The organism is Glycomyces sp. NRRL B-16210 (assembly GCF_000719515.1).
GTDB lineage: Bacteria > Actinomycetota > Actinomycetes > Mycobacteriales > Micromonosporaceae > Glycomyces.
Genome location: NZ_JOGR01000006.1, coordinates 130654 through 147915 on the forward strand (window position 1 = coordinate 130654; position 17262 = coordinate 147915).

Annotated in this window: 15 protein-coding genes and 1 pseudogene; 5 read left to right on the forward strand and 11 right to left on the reverse strand. The window is 71.5% G+C overall.

Annotated elements, in window-relative coordinates:
* Window positions 1-44 precede the first annotated feature (44 nt).
* Window positions 45-890: an aldo/keto reductase gene (locus tag IF12_RS0109500; protein ID WP_051704186.1), complete on the forward strand. Its 846-nt coding sequence runs from the start codon at window positions 45-47 to the stop codon at window positions 888-890.
* A gap of 56 nt (window positions 891-946) precedes the next feature.
* On the opposite strand, the gene IF12_RS0109505 is transcribed toward IF12_RS0109500, so the two are convergent.
* Both IF12_RS0109505 and IF12_RS0109510 read right to left on the reverse strand, forming a co-directional pair.
* Window positions 947-3310, reverse strand: a complete 2364-nt coding sequence (locus IF12_RS0109505; RefSeq protein ID WP_035748740.1) for a CBM35 domain-containing protein — start codon at window positions 3308-3310, stop codon at window positions 947-949.
* A 46-nt stretch (window positions 3311-3356) separates the two neighbouring features.
* Window positions 3357-4403, reverse strand: coding sequence for a LacI family DNA-binding transcriptional regulator (locus tag IF12_RS0109510; RefSeq protein ID WP_030157352.1), 1047 nt, complete (start codon window positions 4401-4403; stop codon window positions 3357-3359).
* 557 nt (window positions 4404-4960) lie between these two features.
* On the opposite strand from IF12_RS0109510, the gene IF12_RS0109515 reads away from it, so the two are divergent.
* A complete protein-coding gene (locus IF12_RS0109515) occupies window positions 4961-6253 on the forward strand; it encodes an ammonium transporter (protein WP_133884208.1) in 1293 nt (430 codons plus the stop codon).
* A gap of 129 nt (window positions 6254-6382) precedes the next feature.
* Complete coding sequence (gene ffh / locus IF12_RS0109520) at window positions 6383-7930, forward strand: signal recognition particle protein (protein ID WP_051704187.1); 1548 nt, start codon at window positions 6383-6385, stop codon at window positions 7928-7930.
* A 172-nt stretch (window positions 7931-8102) separates the two neighbouring features.
* On the opposite strand, the gene IF12_RS26890 is transcribed toward ffh, so the two are convergent.
* Window positions 8103-8225, reverse strand: coding sequence for a hypothetical protein (locus IF12_RS26890; RefSeq protein WP_255343541.1), 123 nt, complete (start codon window positions 8223-8225; stop codon window positions 8103-8105).
* 118 nt (window positions 8226-8343) lie between these two features.
* On the opposite strand from IF12_RS26890, the pseudogene IF12_RS0109530 reads away from it, so the two are divergent.
* Both IF12_RS0109530 and IF12_RS0109535 read left to right on the forward strand, forming a co-directional pair.
* Window positions 8344-9441, forward strand: a pseudogene (locus tag IF12_RS0109530) (amidohydrolase family protein); the annotation flags it as partial.
* A gap of 125 nt (window positions 9442-9566) precedes the next feature.
* On the forward strand, window positions 9567-10073 hold the full coding sequence (locus IF12_RS0109535) for a DUF4190 domain-containing protein (RefSeq protein WP_051704188.1): 507 nt from the start codon (window positions 9567-9569) through the stop codon (window positions 10071-10073).
* 71 nt (window positions 10074-10144) lie between these two features.
* Here the strand turns inward: IF12_RS0109535 and IF12_RS0109540 are convergent, their stop codons facing one another.
* The 8 genes from IF12_RS0109540 to IF12_RS0109575 all read right to left on the reverse strand — a co-directional run bounded on the left by IF12_RS0109540 (window position 10145) and on the right by IF12_RS0109575 (window position 17230).
* The gene (locus IF12_RS0109540; protein ID WP_030157362.1) at window positions 10145-10501 is read right to left on the reverse strand and encodes a VOC family protein; all 357 of its coding nucleotides are present in this window, start codon (window positions 10499-10501) and stop codon (window positions 10145-10147) included.
* 40 nt (window positions 10502-10541) lie between these two features.
* Window positions 10542-11048 carry a twin-arginine translocase TatA/TatE family subunit gene (locus IF12_RS23970; RefSeq protein WP_051704189.1) on the reverse strand — a complete coding sequence of 169 codons (507 nt, stop codon included), beginning with the start codon at window positions 11046-11048 and terminating at the stop codon, window positions 10542-10544.
* 68 nt (window positions 11049-11116) lie between these two features.
* Complete coding sequence (locus IF12_RS0109550; protein ID WP_081913439.1) at window positions 11117-12406, reverse strand: S1C family serine protease; 1290 nt, start codon at window positions 12404-12406, stop codon at window positions 11117-11119.
* A gap of 211 nt (window positions 12407-12617) precedes the next feature.
* Complete coding sequence (locus tag IF12_RS24865) at window positions 12618-12785, reverse strand: DUF3117 domain-containing protein (protein WP_081913440.1); 168 nt, start codon at window positions 12783-12785, stop codon at window positions 12618-12620.
* 182 nt (window positions 12786-12967) lie between these two features.
* Window positions 12968-13492, reverse strand: coding sequence for a hypothetical protein (locus IF12_RS23975; RefSeq protein WP_051704191.1), 525 nt, complete (start codon window positions 13490-13492; stop codon window positions 12968-12970).
* A gap of 12 nt (window positions 13493-13504) precedes the next feature.
* Entirely contained in the window at window positions 13505-13990 is a 486-nt protein-coding gene (locus tag IF12_RS23980; protein ID WP_051704192.1) for a DivIVA domain-containing protein, read from the reverse strand.
* A gap of 19 nt (window positions 13991-14009) precedes the next feature.
* Complete coding sequence (locus IF12_RS0109570; RefSeq protein WP_030157373.1) at window positions 14010-14642, reverse strand: hypothetical protein; 633 nt, start codon at window positions 14640-14642, stop codon at window positions 14010-14012.
* Window positions 14639-17230, reverse strand: a complete 2592-nt coding sequence (locus IF12_RS0109575; RefSeq protein WP_051704193.1) for an FtsK/SpoIIIE domain-containing protein — start codon at window positions 17228-17230, stop codon at window positions 14639-14641. The genes IF12_RS0109570 and IF12_RS0109575 overlap by 4 nt, the downstream gene beginning before the upstream one ends.
* Window positions 17231-17262: the final 32 nt, after the last annotated feature.

Below are 17262 nucleotides of genomic sequence, written 5' to 3' on the forward strand. Positions count from 1 at the left end.
CACCCGGCCGTATCCCGCCGGGCCGACGCAAGAAGGGCATTCCCATGAGCGACATCGTCATCGGCGGCGACCTCACCGTGAACCGGCTCGGTTACGGCGCCATGCGCCTGACCGGGGACCCGGGCATGTTCACGCCGCCGAAGGACCGCGCCGCCGCCATCGCCGTCCTGCGGCGCGCCGTCGAGCTCGGCGTCGACTTCATCGACACCGCCGACGCCTACGCCTTGGGCGACAACGAGTCCCTCATCGCCGAGGCGCTGCATCCCTACCAGGACGGCCTCGTCATCGCCACCAAGGGCGGCAACACCCGCCCGGCCGCCGGCGAATGGGTGGCCGTCGGGCAGCCCGCCTACATCCGCCAGCAGGTCGAGCTGAGTCTGCGCCGCCTCAGGACCGAGGCGATCGACCTCTACCAGATCCACCGCCTCGACCTGACCCTCCCGATCGCCGACCAGATCGAGACGGTCGCCGACCTCCAGCGGCAGGGCAAGATCCGCCACATCGGCCTCTCCGAGGTCACCGTCGAGCAGTTGCAGGAGGCGCAGGCGGTCGCCCCGATCGCGAGCGTCCAGAACCTCTACAACGTGGTCAACCGCCAGAGCGAGGCCGTGCTGGAGTACACCGCCGAGCAGGGCGTCGCGTTCATCCCGTGGCTGCCGATCGCGGCCGGCGAGCACGCCCGCCCGGACGGCCCGGTCGGCAAGATCGCCGCCGAGGTCGGCGCGACCCCGGCCCAGACCGCGCTCGCCTGGCTGCTGCGCCGCTCCGCGAACATCCTCCCGATCCCGGGCACCAGCTCGCTCGCCCACCTGGAGGAGAACTACGGCGCGTTGCAGGTCGAGCTCACCGACGCCCAGTTCGAGGCCCTGACCGACCTCGCCGCCGCTTAGCCCGAGCACCGCACGGGCCCCGCACCGAAAGGCGCGGGGCCCGTTTTTCGTGCCAGTCAGGGATTGAGCGGGGCGATGCGGAACCGTTCGAGGTCGGCGGTGGGGCCGTCGGGGTTGTCGAAGACGATCGTGTTCGCGCCCTTCCGCAGCTCCACGATCACCGGGTAGGTCCAGAAGTCGTTCCAGGTCCAGGTGCCGCGCATCGGGTGGCGGCCGGTCTTCGCGCCGTTCACCGTCAGGTCGCAGTGGAGCGTGACGACGTCGATGTTGTACTCGTGGGACTTGCCGCGCTCGTCGTTCGCGTAGTGGACGAGCAGCGCGTGCGGCCCGCCCGCCGCCTCGACGGCGATGCTCGCGGCGGCCCCGCGGCCGTTCCAGCCGATGACGTGGCCGCCGACGGCGAAGTCGTTGACGACCAGGCAGGACCCGCCCGACCGGGTCGCCTCCTGGGCGAGGACCTCGACCGGTTCGGGGCCCTCCGCGGGCGTGACGGTCAGGCGCTCGGCGTCGGGCCCGGTCCGCAGCCGGTTGACGCCGCGGTGGAGGAACACCGGGCGCGTCAGGTCCACCGGCACGTGCTGGTTCTGCGGCCCGGCCAGCACCGCGGACGCGGCCCCCTCAATGCGGTGGTACCCGTCGACGCCCGCGTACAGGTCGAAGACCCTCCCGCCCTCGACGGGCCGCGCGAGCGCGCCCTCGTAGACCGTGCGGTCGGGGCGGCGCTCGGTGAGCTCGATCTTGTCGAGGGTCGCCTCACCGCTCGCGGTGCCGATCGCCCCCGACTTCGAGAGCCGGATCGTGTTCGCCCCCGCCCGCAGCCGCACCGGTTCGGTGGCGACCGACCGGTGCTGCCAGTTCATCGTGGTCGGGTACCGCACGAAGCGCTCGGCGCCGTTGACGGTGAGGACCTGCTCGGCCGGCTGCGGGTCGATCGGCTCGTGCCCGCGCCCGTACATGTGGGCGTAGAAGATCGCCAGGTCGTACTCGCCCGCCTCGGGGACCTCGACGGCGAATTCGACGGCCGAGTCGTTGGTGTTCAGCTCGGTCACGTCGTAGTCGCCCGAGGCGGCGAAGCCGTTGCCGTCGGCGGTGCGCCCCTGGCGGTGCACGGTGCCCGAGGTGATCCGGGCCGCCTCGGCCTCCCAGCGGCCCTTCCACGGCGCGGGCTCGATCGCCTTCGCCGTGCCCGGCGCCACGGTCACCCAGTACGCGGCCATCGGGTCGGGATCGGCGACCGGGATCTCCAGCTTCGCCGCAGGCCCGGTGACCTGCGCGAGCGGCAGGGGCGGGCCCGCGGCGCCCTCGTAGCCCGACCAGTCGATGCGGTGCACGGTCGCGGTCGCGACCTCGCCCCAGACCCGCGGGTCGAGCCCGACCGCCTCGATCGTGAAGTCCCCGTCCGCCCCGCCCACGAGGATCCTCGCGTCCATGCGATCGGCGTCGACGGTCGCGAGTCCTTGCAAAGAGTCCACGGTGTCCGGCTCGGGCGGCGTGACCCGCGCGAGGTCGCCGGTCATCCCCGAGTACGCCTTGAGGAACCACCACGCGCCGTTGGGGATGTTCGGCTGCGGCGCGGCCCCCGAGTAGCTGCCGGCGGCCGTCCAGTACGCCATGTCGGCGTGGACCCCGGTGTCCTCGAACGCCGCCGCCCACTGGGCGAGCCGCCCGGGCACCGACAGGTCCCGGTTGCCGCCGTACTCGTCGATGTTGACCGGCAGCGGCTCGATCCCCAGGGACCGCTCCAGCTCCCGGTAGGCCCGGTGGTGCCCGCGGTGCTCGGCGAGCGAGTCGGGCGAGAGCTCGTGCCAGGCCATCCACTCCGGCAGGGTCCCGGTGTCGCGGGCGCGGCGCAGGAAGTGCGGCAGGAACTCGGGGTGGTACTTCGCCTCGTTGGGGCCGGCGATCGGCACGCCGGGGGCGAGCCCGCGCAGGAGCTGGACGGTGGTGATCCAGTCGGCGAGGAACCGGTCGAACTTCGACGGGTCGTTCTCGCTGAGGGCGTACCAGATCCAGTCGGGCTCGTTGAACGGCACGAACACGAGCCGCCCGGCGTTGGCCTCGGTGAGCATCGGCGGGACCACCGCGAACAGCCGCTCGTGGTAGACGTCGATGCCCACGTCCTCGTACGGCCAGGCGGCGAAGAGGTCCTGGAGGTACACGAACGCCAGGCCGGGGCCGTTGCGGCGCAGGGCCGCCACCGCCGGGGAGGCGTCGCCGTTGGGGTGCTGCGCGCCGCCGTCGGGCTTCACCGCGAGGGTGGTGATGTCGAGGGCGTCGAGCAGTTCGTCGCCGGGCACGCCGTCCTCGGAGACGCCGTAGAGCGAGCCGGCCGCGCCGTGCAGGACCGGTCCGGCCGTCGCGGTGAAGTCCACGCGGATGCGGGCCGGCCGGGCCTCGGAGGAGTTGGTGTCGAGGGGCATGGGGGGCCTTTCGAGGACAGCGCCTAAGGGCGGGGCCTTTCGCGGTTCAGGGTCGGACCTGGGGCGGGCCCGAGGTCTCGCGGACGATGAGCTCGGGCTCGGGCCAGCCGGGCTTGGGGCGGGGGATCGAGCCGTCGACGCGGTGGCGCAGCAGCTCGAAGGCGCCGCGCCCGACGCTCTCGAAGTCCTGGTTCACGGTGGTCAGGGCGGGGGTGGTGAACGCCGAGAACGGGGTGTTGTCGAACCCGACGATCGAGAGGTCGCCGGGGACCGAGCGCCCGGCCAGGTGCGCGGCGCGCAGCGTCGCGAGGGCGAGGTGGTCGTTGCCGCACAGGATCGCGGTGACCTCGGGGTCGGCCACGAGCGGCTGCACCGCCTTGAACGCCTCGGCGATGGTCCAGCCCGAGGGCACGAGGTTGGGCACCTCGCGCCCGGCCTCGCGCAGGACGCGGGCCCAGCCGTCGGCGCGGTGGGCCCTGCCGCCGCCGAAGGTCCCGGTGGAGGTGGGGATGGCGACGTGGTGGACGGTGTCGTGGCCGAGGGCGAGGAGGTACCGGGTCGCCTCGGCGGCGGCCTTGCCGTCGTCCATGCCGACCAGCCACGGGGAGGCGGCCAGCTCCTCGGCGGTGTAGGAGCCGATCGCGACCATCGCGTGCGGCTGGGTGTCGAGCAGGGTCTGCTTGGCCCGCATGCCGGGCTCGTCGTGGGCCATGATGATCGTCGGCTCGCCGGCGCGGGGGAGCCGGGCGATGATGTCGGCGTCGGAGTGGGTCTCGGCGGGGTCGAGCACGGAGATCTGGACGCTCCAGTCGAGCGAGCGCGCGGCCCGCTCGATGCCCCGCAGCGCGGCCTCGGCCCCGTAGAGGGAGGTGTCGGCGGTGAGGACGGTGACCGACTCGGCGGCCCCGCCGGCGAGGCTGCGCGCCAGCCGGTTCGGGCGGTAGCCCAGCTCGGCGATGGCCTCGAGGACCTTGTCGCGGGTGGCCGCTGCCACGCGGGGCGAGCCGTTCACTACCCGGGAGACGGTCTGATGGGAAACGCCGGCCAGCCGCGCCACGTCCCAGATACTGGCTGCCTTCTTCGGTTGCGCCATCGCAGTCGGTCTCTTTCTATGTTTCGTCGCAGGCCGTTCCCAGGACAGGCCGACCCCGGGACGGGCCGCTCGAGACGTGCCATTCCCAGGAGACAGTGTGGCCGTGGTCCCGTACGACGATACGCCGCGTGATGTTAGCGATCACTATTTCGCCCCCGCAACCACATCAGGGCACGATTCCGTAACGGCGGAGTCATGAGAAGGTAACGGCGCATAGGACAGTCTCAAAAGGCGTAAAAGCCGCATGGGTCCCATTCGTTTCAGTGGTGAGGGTCATAGGCACCGCTGTGAGCGGGAGTTCACACGCTCGAAATCTTTCGCGACAGCTTCTTAACACGCAGGCCCGGGCCGCGTAACACGTCTTCGTGAAGCTGGCTTCACTCCGGTAGGTAGGAGAATCACGCGCCGGCCGCATCCCACCCGCAACGGTGGGCGACGGGCCCCCGGGTCCGGCGGTCGGCGCGTGACACCCATCCGAGCAGTGACGCTCCCCTCGACGCCGGAATTCAAGACCCAGCCCTTCAGTACTTACCTATCTCTGGAGAGAGGAGGCGGCCATGCCCGAGCTCGATACCGGCAACAATGCGTGGATCCTGACCTCAGCCGCCCTTGTCCTGCTCATGACCCCCGGACTCGCCCTGTTCTACGGCGGTCTGACCCGGGCCAAGAGCGTCATCAACATGATGATGAAGTGTCTCGTCGCCATCGGCATCGTCTCGATCGTCTGGACGCTCGTCGGCGAGTCCATCGCCGTGGGCGACGGCAACGGCAACGCGCTGCTCAGCATGGACTTCAGCTCGGCCTTCGGCCTGCGCTACGTCAACGACCTCACCTTCGACGACGCCGGCGTCTCCACCGCCGCGATGTCCGGCTTCGGCATGATGTTCGCGATCATCACCGTCGCGCTCATCGCCGGCGCCGTGGCCGACCGCATGAAGTTCAGCGCCTGGGTCATCTTCGCCACCGCGTGGGTCGTCCTCGTCTACGCCCCCGTCGCCTACTGGGTGTGGGGCGACGGCTGGATCGCCGAGCTCGGCGTCCTCGACTTCGCCGGCGGCGCGGCCGTCCACGCCAACGCAGGGGCCGCGGCCCTGGCGCTCGCACTCGTCGTCGGACGCCGCATCGGCTGGAAGGACGGGAACTTCGCCCCGCACAACCTGCCGCTCGTCGTCATCGGCGCCGGCCTGCTGTGGTTCGGCTGGTTCGGCTTCAACGCCGGCTCCGCCTTCGCCTCGGACGGCATCGCCGGCCTGGCCCTGCTCAACACCCAGGTCGCCACCGCCGCCGCCATCCTCGGCTGGCTCCTGATCGACCGCATCCGCGGCATCAAGCCCTCGGTGCTCGGCGCCTGCTCCGGCGTCATCGCCGGCCTGGTCGCCATCACCCCGGCCGCGGGCCTGGTCGAGCCGCTCGGCGCGATCGCGCTCGGCGCCGTCGCGGGCATCATCTGCCCGCTCGCCATCGGCCTCAAGCACAAGCTCGGCTACGACGACTCGCTCGACGTGGTCGGCCTGCACATGGTCGCCGGCATCTGGGGCTCCATCGCCGTCGGCCTGTTCGCGGTCGAGGGCATCGCCGGCACCGACGGCCTGTTCTACGGCGGCACCTTCGGGTTCCTGTTCAACCAGACCATCGCGGTCCTGGCCGTGGTCGTCTACTCGTTCGTCGTCGCCCTCATCATCGGCCTGATCCTCAAGTTCACCATCGGTGTCCGGATCAGCGAGGAAGAGGAACTCGCCGGCATCGACGCCGCCCAGCACGGCGAGGCCGGCTACGACCTCCCCGTCAACGGCAACACCAGCGTGGACGTGCCCGTGCCCGCGGGCGACACCGAGACGGTCAACGCCTAGCACCGATCTTCTCCTCACCGCTGGGGACGGCCGCCCATCACCGGGCGGCCGTCCTTTTTCGCTGCCGCCGGGCGACCCCGTTAAGCTCGTAGGTACACCTTCACCGATTCACCACCGAGAGGTTCGCCCGTGTTCGACGCTCTGTCAGATCGACTGTCTGGAATCTTCGAGTCGATCCGCGGCAAAGGCCGCCTGACCGATGCCGACATCGACGCCACCGCCCGCGAGATCCGCCTCGCCCTGCTCGAAGCCGACGTCGCCCTCCCGGTGGTCAAGACCTTCATCGCCCAGATCAAGGAACGGTGCAAGGGCGCCGAGGTCTCCAAGGCCCTCAACCCCGCCCAGCAGATCATCAAGGTCGTCAACGAGGAACTGGTCGGCATCCTCGGCGGCGAGACCAGGCGCCTCAACTACGCCAAGCAGGCCCCCACCGTCATCATGCTCGCCGGCCTCCAGGGCGCCGGCAAGACGACCCTGGCCGGCAAGCTCGCCAAGCACCTCAGGAGCGAGAGCCACTCGCCGCTGCTGGTCGCCGCCGACCTCCAGCGCCCCAACGCGGTCGGGCAGCTCCAGGTCCTCGCCGAGCGCGCAGGCGTGGCCGTCTACGCCCCCGAGCCCGGCTCCGGCGTCGGCGACCCCGTCAAGGTCGCCACCGACTCCATCGAGGAGGCCCGCCAGAAGGGCCACGACATCGTCATCGTCGACACCGCCGGCCGCCTCGGCGTCGACGAGGAGATGATGGCCCAGGCCCGCGACATCCGCGACGCCGTCGAGCCCGACGAGGTCCTCTTCGTCATCGACGCGATGATCGGCCAGGACGCCGTCAACACCGCCGAGGCCTTCCGCGACGGCGTCGGCATCACCGGCGTGGTCCTCTCCAAGCTCGACGGCGACGCCCGCGGCGGCGCCGCGCTCTCGGTCCGCCACGTCACCGGCCAGCCGATCCTCTTCGCGTCCACCGGCGAGAAGCTGGAGGACTTCGACGTCTTCCACCCCGACCGGATGGCCTCGCGCATCCTCGGCATGGGCGACATGCTCACCCTCATCGAGCAGGCCGAGGCCGTCTTCGAGGAGGAGCAGAAGGAGGAGATGACCCAGAAGCTCCTCCAGGGTGAGGACTTCACCCTCGAGGACTTCCTGGAGCAGATGCAGGCCATCCGCAAGATGGGCCCGATCGGCAACGTGCTCAAGATGATGCCGGGCATGGGCCAGATGCGCCAGCAGATCGACTCCATCGACGACAAGCAGATCGACCGCACCACCGCGATCATCCGCTCGATGACCCCCGCCGAACGGCGCGACTCCGCGCTCATCAACGGCTCCCGCCGCCTGCGCATCGCCAACGGCTCCGGCGTCACCGTCTCCGAGGTCAACCAGCTCCTGACGCGGTTCAAGGACGCGCAGAAGATGATGCGCCAGATGTCCGGCGCCATGGGCCTGCCCAGCGGCACCAAGGCCACCAAGTCGCCCTACAACAAGCGCAAGGGCAAGAAGGTCAACAAGAAGAAGACCGTTCGCCGGGGCGGCCCCGCCGCCAAGCGCGCGCCGCAACTGCCGGCGGGCGGCAACCCGGCCGGGCTGCCCGACCTCTCGAACCTCAACCCGGCGGACCTGCCCGACATCGACCTCGAGCAGTTCCTCAAGCAGCAGGGCTACGACCCCGACAAGGACAAGTAGGCGACCGCGGCGCCCCGGTTCCAACCCGAACCGGGGCCGTACGAATCGGAACGGGTTCGGGCCGGCGTACCTCCACAACAGAGCGATTTCGATGTGATCGTCGACACGTAGTCGGTCGGGAAAGCGCAATCCTGTCGGACCGCAGAGAGAAAGTGGCGGCGACCCTTTCGCTTTACTCCCACCCTGGGTGGGAGGACCGCCCACCGCCCGCCACGATCCGCTCGCCGCCCTCGCCGCCCTCGCCGCCCTCGCCGCCCTCGCCGCCCTCGCCGCCCTCGCCGCCCTCGCCGCCCACGCCCGGTCCTCCGGTTCCCGCCGGTTCGCGGCCGCGAATCCGCCTCACGCCTCCCGGCACGGCGAATCTCCGCTCTGGCGCTGGACAACGCCTCCCTTCCGGGCCATACTGCGAGGCGATGACTCCACTCGCACCACACGAGCCGCTCCACCCGCACCCGCCGCTCCACCTCCGGGTCGTCTGGCTGCCCGACGACACCGCCCGCGACCTCTACGTCGACGGCGACCGCCTCACCTTCGACCCCGTCCCCGGCGCCCGCACCGTCGCCACCTCCGGCTACGCCCTCCCCGGACTCGTCGACGCCCACTGCCACATCGGCATCCGCCGCGGCGCCGCCCCCATCGAGAGCCTCGACGAGGCCCGCGCGCTCGCCCGCACCGACCGCGACGCCGGCGTCCTCGCCATCCGCGACGCCGGATCGCCCTACCCCTACCCCGAACTCGTCGGCGAGGACGGCCTCCCGCGCCTCATCCGCGCCGGACACCACGTCGCCGCCTCCAGGCGCTATCTGCGCGGCATCGGCCTCGAATGCTCACCCGAGGAGGCCGCGGGCGCGCTGGCGCGCCAGGCGAAGCTCGGGGACGGCTGGGTGAAGCTCGTGGGCGACTGGATCGACCGCGACCGCGGCGACCTCGCTCCCTCCTTCGAACCCGAGGTCCTCACCGCCGCCATCCACGCCGCCCAGGCCGAGGGCGCGAAGGTCGCCGTCCACACCTTCTCCGAGGAGGCCGTCGCCTGCGTCGTGGAAGCGGGGGCCGACTCGATCGAGCACGGCACCGGCCTCGCCCCCGACCTCCTCGACCGCATGGCCGAGCGCGGCATCGCCCTGGTGCCCACCATGATCAACATCGAGACCTTCGAGGACATCGCGGCCGGCGCCGACGCGAAGTTCCCCCGCTACGCCGACCACATGCGGCGCCTCAAAGCGGGCTTCCCCGAGGTCGTGCGCGCCGCCTGGGACGCAGGCGTGCACGTCTACCTCGGCACCGACGCGGGCGGCGGGATCGACCACGGTCTGGCCGCCGAGGAGATGCGGCTGCTCCACGAGAAGGCCGGCATCCCCGCCTCCGAAGTGGTCGCGGCGGCCTCATGGAGGGCCCGCGAATGGCTCGGCCTCCCCGACGACCTCGGGGACGTGGTCGTCTACGACCGCGATCCGCGCGCCGACCTCGGCGCGGCCCGCGAGCCCGCACTCATCATCCTCAGAGGCCGTATTCAGAATGTTCGATTACCCGCGCAATACGCGGCATTTGCGAACCGGCCTCGTCACATTCCGTTGGCACGAGTCGGCTATCGTGAACGTCCTTACGCCGATTCCGCCCGAGCAGAGAGCAAGCGTAGATGACTTATCCTCCGAACCCGGACCAGTCCGGACAGGGCGGCTTCCAGTACGACCCGTACGGCAGCCAGCCCGGATCCCAGCCCCCGATCCCGGGCGGCAGCCCCCAGCCGCAGCAGCCCGGCTACGGCCAGCCCTCCTCGCAGCCGCCCGCCTACGGCGCGGCCCCGCAGCTTCCCCCGGCCGCCCCCGGCTACCCGCCGCCGTACGGCGCCCCGGGTCCCTACGCACCGCAGCCGCCCAAGGGGCTGGCCGTCGCGTCGATGGTGCTCGGCATCATCGCGGCGGCGCTCTTCTGCGTCCCCTACGTCAACTTCATCTGCGGCATCCTCGCCGCGATCATGGGCGGCGTCGGCCTGAAGAAGGCGAACACCGGCCAAGGCGGCGGCAAGGGCATGGCCGTCGCCGGCCTGGTCCTCGGCATCATCGTGTGCAGCTGGTTCGCCCTGTGGATCATCCTCTGGATCAGTGGTGTCGCCTCGATGTCGGCCGGCACCAGCGGCTTCTGACCGTGTGACGCGTCAACGCGGCATCTGAAGCGGCGCGGGCTCCGGCCCGCGCCGCTTTCGCGTTCCCGGGTTCAGAACAGGACGAGGCAGAACGGGTGCCCGGCGGGGTCGGCGTAGACGCGGAAGGCCTCGCCGCCGCCCTCCAGGCGCCTCGCGCCGAGCGCGAGCACCGCCGCCTCGGCCGTCTCGAAGTCCTCGACGCGCACGTCGAAGTGCATCTGCTGCGGGGCCTCCTGGTCGGGCCAGGTCGGCGCCCGGTAGTCGGCGACCCTCTGGAAGGCCACGCCGGGCCGGTCGGCGGCGTCGCCGATGACGATCCAGTCGTCCTCTTCCTGGACCCGGATCATGCCGAGCAGTTCCTGGTAGAAGTCGGCGAGCGCCGACGGGTCGGGGCAGTCGATGATGGTTCCGTGCCATTTGCCGATCATCCAGGCAGTGTGGCACAGGGGTCCGACGCGCGGGCCTCGCTCAGGTCACGTCGTCGAAGCTGGCGCTGCGGCCGCGGGTCCGGTCCGGCGGCTGCTCCTCGTCGGAGGCGGGCTTCCCCGAGCCGTTGGCCCCGTTCGAGCCGTTCGCTCCGTTGGAGCCGTTCGCCCCGCTCGTGAGGGAGCCGCGGTTGACGCTGCGGCGGGTGCTCTCGATGTCGCGGGTGGCGTCGGTGAGGCCGTCCTGGAGCGGTTTGGCGGTGTCCTGGAGGTCGCGCATGGTCGACTTGAGCGGGCTCGTCAGCAGCTCCTGGTCCTCCTCGGACAGGATGTGCTTGCGGACGAAGGTCTTCGGGTTCAGGTCCTCGGGCTTGATGTCGGTGCCGATCTCGCGGCTGAGGTCGGCGGCGGCGTTCGAGGCCATGTTCCGGGCCTTGGAGATGAACTTGCGCAGGTTCGCGAGCGCCTTGGGCAGCTTGTCGGGACCCCACAGGAAGAGCGCGATGAGGATGATGACCAGGAACTCGGTTCCACCCAAGCCTCCGAACACGCTGACCCTCCTAATGCCCGCTTGTGACCGCTGATACCTGAAAAACCTCCGCCTAGCGTACTCCCACGTCAGTCCGCGGCGGCTGCCAGCGTGACCTGGGCACTGTGCTCCTCGCCATCGCGTTCGTAGACCACGGTGACGACCGTGCCCGGGGCGAGCTTGCGGATGAGCGCGATCAGCTCGGTGTTCTGGGTGACGGTCTTGCCGTTGAAGCCGGTCAGGACGTCGCCGTCCTCCAGCCCGGCGTCGTCGGCGGGGGAGCCGGGGACGATCCGGCTGAGCGTGACGCCGATGCCGAGTCCCGAGTCGCCGAGTTCGGCGCCGAGCACGGTGTGCGTGGCCGATCCGGTCGTGACGATCTCGTCGGCGATGCGCTTGGCCTGGTTGATCGGGATCGCGAAGCCGATGCCGATGTTCCCGGCCTCGCCTTCGGCGGCGGTGGTCGCGATCGCGGTGTTGATGCCGATGACCTGCCCGGCGATGTCGGTGAGCGGTCCGCCGGAGTTGCCGGGGTTGATGGCCGCGTCGGTCTGGATCGCGGCCATGACCGACTCGACCTCGCCCTGGTTGTTCTCGGTCAGCACCGGCCGGTCGATCGCCGAGACGATCCCCTCGGTCACCGTCGAGGACAGGCCGAGCGGGGCGCCGACGGCGAGCACCGGGTCGCCCACGGCGACCATGTCGGAGTCGGCGAGGACCATCGCGGGGTGGTCGTCGCCCTCGATCCGGAGCACGGCCACGTCCGAGTCGGCGTCGGAGCCGATCACCTCGGCGGTGGTCACGTCGCCGTCGCTGAACAGCACCTGGAGGCTCTCGGCGGGCACGCTGCCGCCGCCGACGACCACGTGGTGGTTGGTCATGATGTAGCCGTCGTCGGAGACGATGAAGCCCGATCCGTTGCCGCCGTTGGGGGTGAGGACGGTGACCACCGAGGGCATGATCTGCTCGACGACCCCGGCGACCGATTCGACGGCCCGTTCGTTCTGCGGCTGCGCGCCGGAGACGAGGCCGCCGACCGAGTCGGAGCGGGTGGCCCAGATCCCGACGGCCGCGCCGAGGGTCCCGGCGATGAGTGAGGTGATCGCCGAGACGGCGACGACGAGTCCGAGGCCGACCCGGCCCGGGGCCGGGGGAGGCGCCGGGAGCGGTTCGACCGGCGGCACGAGCGGGGCCGGGCGCGTCTCGATGACCGCGTGGCTGGCCGGGTCGCGCCAGGGGTCGGTGCCCGCGGCGGGGTTCCACCACTGGGCGCCGGTGGGCTGGACGTGGGTCGGCGCCGTCACGGGCGCGTGCCACTGCGGCCGCTGCGGTTGCTGGTTGCCCGGATCTGCCTGGGGCGGCTGGGTGCCGGATGTCATTCGATGAGTCTATGCCGGTTTCGCCGCCCCTTCACGTGCCCCGCGATTCCGTCGGGTGCCGCACGGTCCAGGGCGGTCCAGGCCGGTCCGGGGCAGCACGAAGGGCCCGGGGATGCGAAGGAGAGTTCGCCTCGGGCCGGGCCCGAGGCGAACTCCCAGGTCAATTCGGCAGTGGGGGTGACCGCCGTGGGGTGGCTTGACTGAGGAGGGTCTACTCCAGCGCGCCCTGGAGCTCTTTGTTGAGCGTTTCGGCTTCTTCCGGAGTCATCTCCACGACCAGTCGCCCACCGCCTTCGAGCGGAACTCGCATGATGATGCCGCGGCCCTCCTGCGTCACCTCAAGTGGGCCGTCGCCAGTCCGCGGTTTCATGGCCGCCATTTTGGTCTCCCCTCGATCCAGGGTCGCAGGTTGCGACTCGACGTTCTAGATCAAGTTTCCCCGATGACGTGGGCGAAGGCCAACTCGCCCCTCCGGGTATGTGACAAAGTTGCGGAGAAAACGACCAAAAAGGGCTTTTGTGACTTGCGTGATTTGTCTTCAACGCGAGTGACGGACGCTGACTACTCCTCCGGGTCCTGCTCGTGCTCGACTCCCAAAAGGAACGAAGTGCCCTCAAGTTCGCGTCCGTACGGGGAGACGAATGTCGGCAACTCCTTAGGACCCAGCGACCTGATGTAGGACCAGAACTGGCGCACCGCCTCGGCCTTGTCGACCGCCTCGATCGGCATCGAGAGCGTCACGAGCCAGTCGCTGCGGCGCTCGGGCGCCGGCAGGGTCCGGATCAGGTCCTCCCACGCGTCCGGCAGGAGCGCGATCCAGCCCGCGGCCTCCTCCTCGGCGCCGTCCTGACCATCGGCGCGCGCCGTCCCGGCGGTCTTGACCGGCTCCTGCAGGCGGCGGCGGTAGGCGACGGCCCCGCCGTCGACCTCGCCGAGCGCGAAGACGCCCTCGGCCCCGGCCAGGGCCACCTCGTCGCCGTCCTCGGCGCTCTCGGGCAGGGCCGCGGCCGGCTCCACCGCCTCGACCTCGTAGGCCTGTTGCTCAGTGAATTCGTCGTCGTTCAACACCAGCAGCCAATAACGCATGGGCTTATCCCATCACGCCTCGCCGCGCGGCGTCGCCTCACCTGATTCCTCGCGCTCTGCCTCACTCCCGGCCGCTTCGGGATCGGTCTCGAGAAGGGCCTCGGGAGTGGTCTCGCCAATGGTCGCGTCCTCGTCCGAAGGCGCCGCGATCGGCTCGGTCGCGGGCGCTTCGCGATCCTCGACCGGTGAGGCGGGCTCGGCATAGGTGCCGTCGAGTTTGGACTGGAGCACCGCGATCTGCTCGTCCTTGCGGCCGATCTCCCAGGCGAGGCGGGTGAGGGCGGCGTCGACCTGGCCGGTGCGGTAGCCGCGCAGCCCGGTGTCGAACTTGACCGACGCGATCGCGGCCTCGCTCACCGGCTCCCCCTCGCCGAGGCCGGGAGGGGCCCCGGTCGGAGAGAGGTCGAGCAGCGTGTCGCGGCCGGTGGCCCACACGACGATCGAGAAGGCGATCCAGACGCCGATGGCGGCGACGGCGATCGGCAGCACGAAACCCACGGGGTCCCTCCAAGCAGTCCTAGGCGAAGAACGCGAAATAGGCGAACAGCGCCATTGTGCAGACCGCGAGGGTCACTCCCAGACGCGGGTTGTGGGGGACGACCGTCTTGACGGGCTTCCCGTTGCGGTCCAGGAGCGGCAGCCGGGGCTTGTTCGCGGCTCCCACCAGCATGTACCCGACGAGAGCGGCCGCCACCGGCGGCAGGAACATGACCCACCAGGTGGACTCGCCGCCGCCGGTGACCGCCAGGTAGAGCATCTGGGCGCCGAAGCAGGCGGCCATGCACGCGCCGTACAGGAGCAGTTCGCGCAGGACGTGGTGCGCCTTCGGCAGCATGGTCGGCCGCTGGGCCGCCCGCACCGTCGCGATCCGCGCCGACTCGGCCTCCCGCAGGGCCACACGGGCCCGCGAGAGCACCGCGTCCACCTCCTCGCCCTCGCCGGGCTCGGGCGTGAGGTCGGGCGCGGTGTGGCGCAGCGCGGCGCACAGTTCGGCGAGGGACCCGGTCTGCTCGTCCAGATCGGAGCGGAGGGCGCTGAGTGCCTCGTGCCGCCGCGACAGCCGCTTGGTTGCCTGGGCGTTGCTCGCGGCCGAGTCGGCGTCGAGGCGCGCCAGTTCGTGCACGAGGTCCTCATAGGCGCTCAGGCTCATCGGCCCGCCCCTCCTTCGGCTCGGGGATCGTCGCGGGGGTCTCGGGGCGAGGCCTGCGTGCCGTAGTGGTGCTCGGCCTCGTCGAGGCGTCCGGGCTGCACGTAGGGCACGGTGAGGGTCTCGGTCCCGGCGTGCCGGTCGATGACCAGGCAGCGGTTCGCGCGCGCCTCCCAGGACCGCTCGTAGCCGCCGGTGATGGCGGCGAGGTCGTTGGCGGCGATGTTGAGCGCCACGACGCCGGCGCAGTGCTCGCGCCCGGAGGAGCCGCCGATGTCGTCGAGGAACCGCCGCGCGCCGCGCCACCAGCCGAGCAGGTGCACCCCGTCGGCCGGGCCGTGCAGCAGCATCCGCCGCAGCGTCGCGGGCTGGCCGTCGGCGCCGTCGGCGCCGAACCACACCAGGTACGTCGGCTTCTCGCGCGGGCCGGCGAGGATCGAGCCGGGTTCGAGTTCGCGGCAGTCGTGCCCGTCGGCCTTGAGTCCTTCGATGACGGCGGCGGCGAGGTCTTCCACGCCCGCGGCGGTGGCGGCCACGTGGAACTCGACGCTGCCGGGTTCGTGCTGCCTGCCCAGCGAGGCGGTCGCGGCGGCGAGCACGTCGGCGGCCACGACCGAGGTGCCGACGACGGCGAGGTGGCGGCCGGGGGAGCGGTCGAACTGGTAGCCGACGGTGGACATCCGCACGTCCACGGCCCGGCCCAGCAGCGCCCGGGGCGCGTGGGTGGGCCCGAGCCGGGCGAAGCTCGGGTCGTCTTCGAGGTGCTGCTCGTCGAAGCCGCGGAAGACCACCGGCTCCTCGTCGGAGCCGCGCCGGCCCCACAGCCGGTGTCGCAGGTCGGCGAGCAGGTCCTCGGCGCTCGAGGCGTCGGGGAAGCGGCAGGTCCGGTTGCGGCCCTTGATGCCTCCGGCGTCGTTGAGCACGGCCTGCCCGACGCCGATGCCGTCGGCGGCGTCGTTGCCCTCGTCGAGGAGGTGTTTGGCGCCCGGGAGCGCCACGCGCAGCGGGAACTGACCGAAGATCGAGTCCTTCTTGGAGTACAGGGCCTCGATGCCGGAGATGGTCTGGCTGGCGAGGACGAGGTGCACGCCGTAGGAGCGGCCCTTGCGGGCGAGTTCTTCGAGGTGGGCTACCGCCTCGCCCGCGAGGCGGTCGTTGCCGGCGAAGAGCACGTGGAACTCGTCGACGACCGCGACGATGCGCGGCAGGCGCACTTCGGGCCGCAGTTCGCGCAGCCGCGCCAGCCGGGTCGCCCCGGCGCGCTTCATGAGTCCGGCCCGGCGGCTCAGTTCGGCGCGCAGCGCCCCGAGGACGGCGACGCCGTATTCGCGGTCGGACTCGACGCCGACGGCCCTGACGTGCGGGATCCAGGAGGGGTCGAGCCCGGAGGGGGTGAACTCGGTGAACGAGACGCCCTCCTTGAAGTCGAGGAGGTACAGCTCCAATTCGTCGGGGGAGTAGCGGGTGGCGAGGCCGTAGAGCACGTCGAGGAGGAACACGGTCTTGCCGCCGCCGGTGCGCCCGCCGATGAGCCAGTGCGGGGTGGCGTCGTCGAAGGAGACCTCGACTTCGCCGCCGGTGGCGCTTCCGGCCTGGTCGCGGCCGATGACGGTGGTCAGTCCGTCGCGGCTGGACTCGGCCCACAGCTCGGCGGGCACGAGGTCGGCGACCGAGAGCTCCCCGGCCTCGCGGCGCTGCTGCGCGCGGGAGCCGAAGACGGCCCGGGCGAGGGCCGGGGGCGGCGGCGCGTCCAGCCGGACCGGCAGCGGGAGGTTTCCGAGCCGCGGCTCCTGGCCGCTCACCGTCAGGTACAGGGCGTGCTCGATCGCGGGCAGCTGCTCGCGGTGCGGGAGCTGCTTCCAGCCGCACAGCACCAGGTGGCAGCGGGCGGCGGGCCCGGCGTGGGCGAGGGCCGCGAGGCGTTCGCGCGTGGACTTGCCGATCTCGGGAGGGAGCCCGGCGATGACGATGAGGTGGTAGGGCCGGTCGGCGATCGACTGGCCGCGGGCGGCGATGTCGCGCAGTTCGGTGAGCCGCTTCTCGGCGGCGGTGAGGGTGCGCCCGAGGGCGAGGTGGTCGGTGGCGACCGGCGCGGCGATCCCGGCGTCGACCAGTGCCGTCGCGGGAGCGAAGACCTGGCCGAGGGTCACGCCGTCGACCAGGCTCAGTTCGAGGTTCGGGTAGGCGGCGGTGGCGCGCAGCAGGAGCGACTGGAGCATCCCGGCCACGCGCGGGTCGGCGCCGTCGCCGTCGCACACGAGGTGGCCCTTGCCGAGGAGTCCGGCGAGCGCGGGGAAGGCGGGGGCGTCCTCGATCTCGGCGGTGCCGATGCGGATCGCCGCGGTGGCCGGCTCCCGCGTCCACGGTGGCGTGTCCGCCCCGATCGCGGCGAGGTCGTCGCCGAGCCATCCGGTCGCCGCGCTCGCGGCGGCGGCGCGCAGGCGCTCGGCCAGGTCGAGGCGGCGCCGTTCGGTGTCGTCGGCGGCCAGTTCGGCGGCGGACTCGGTGAGCAGGCGTTCGGCCCGGTCAGCGGCCCCGGCGGCCTCGCGCAGCCGCGCGGCGACTCGCTCCAGTTCGGTCCGCCAAGTCAATGCCGCCTCCTGGGGGTCTGGACCACGTCACG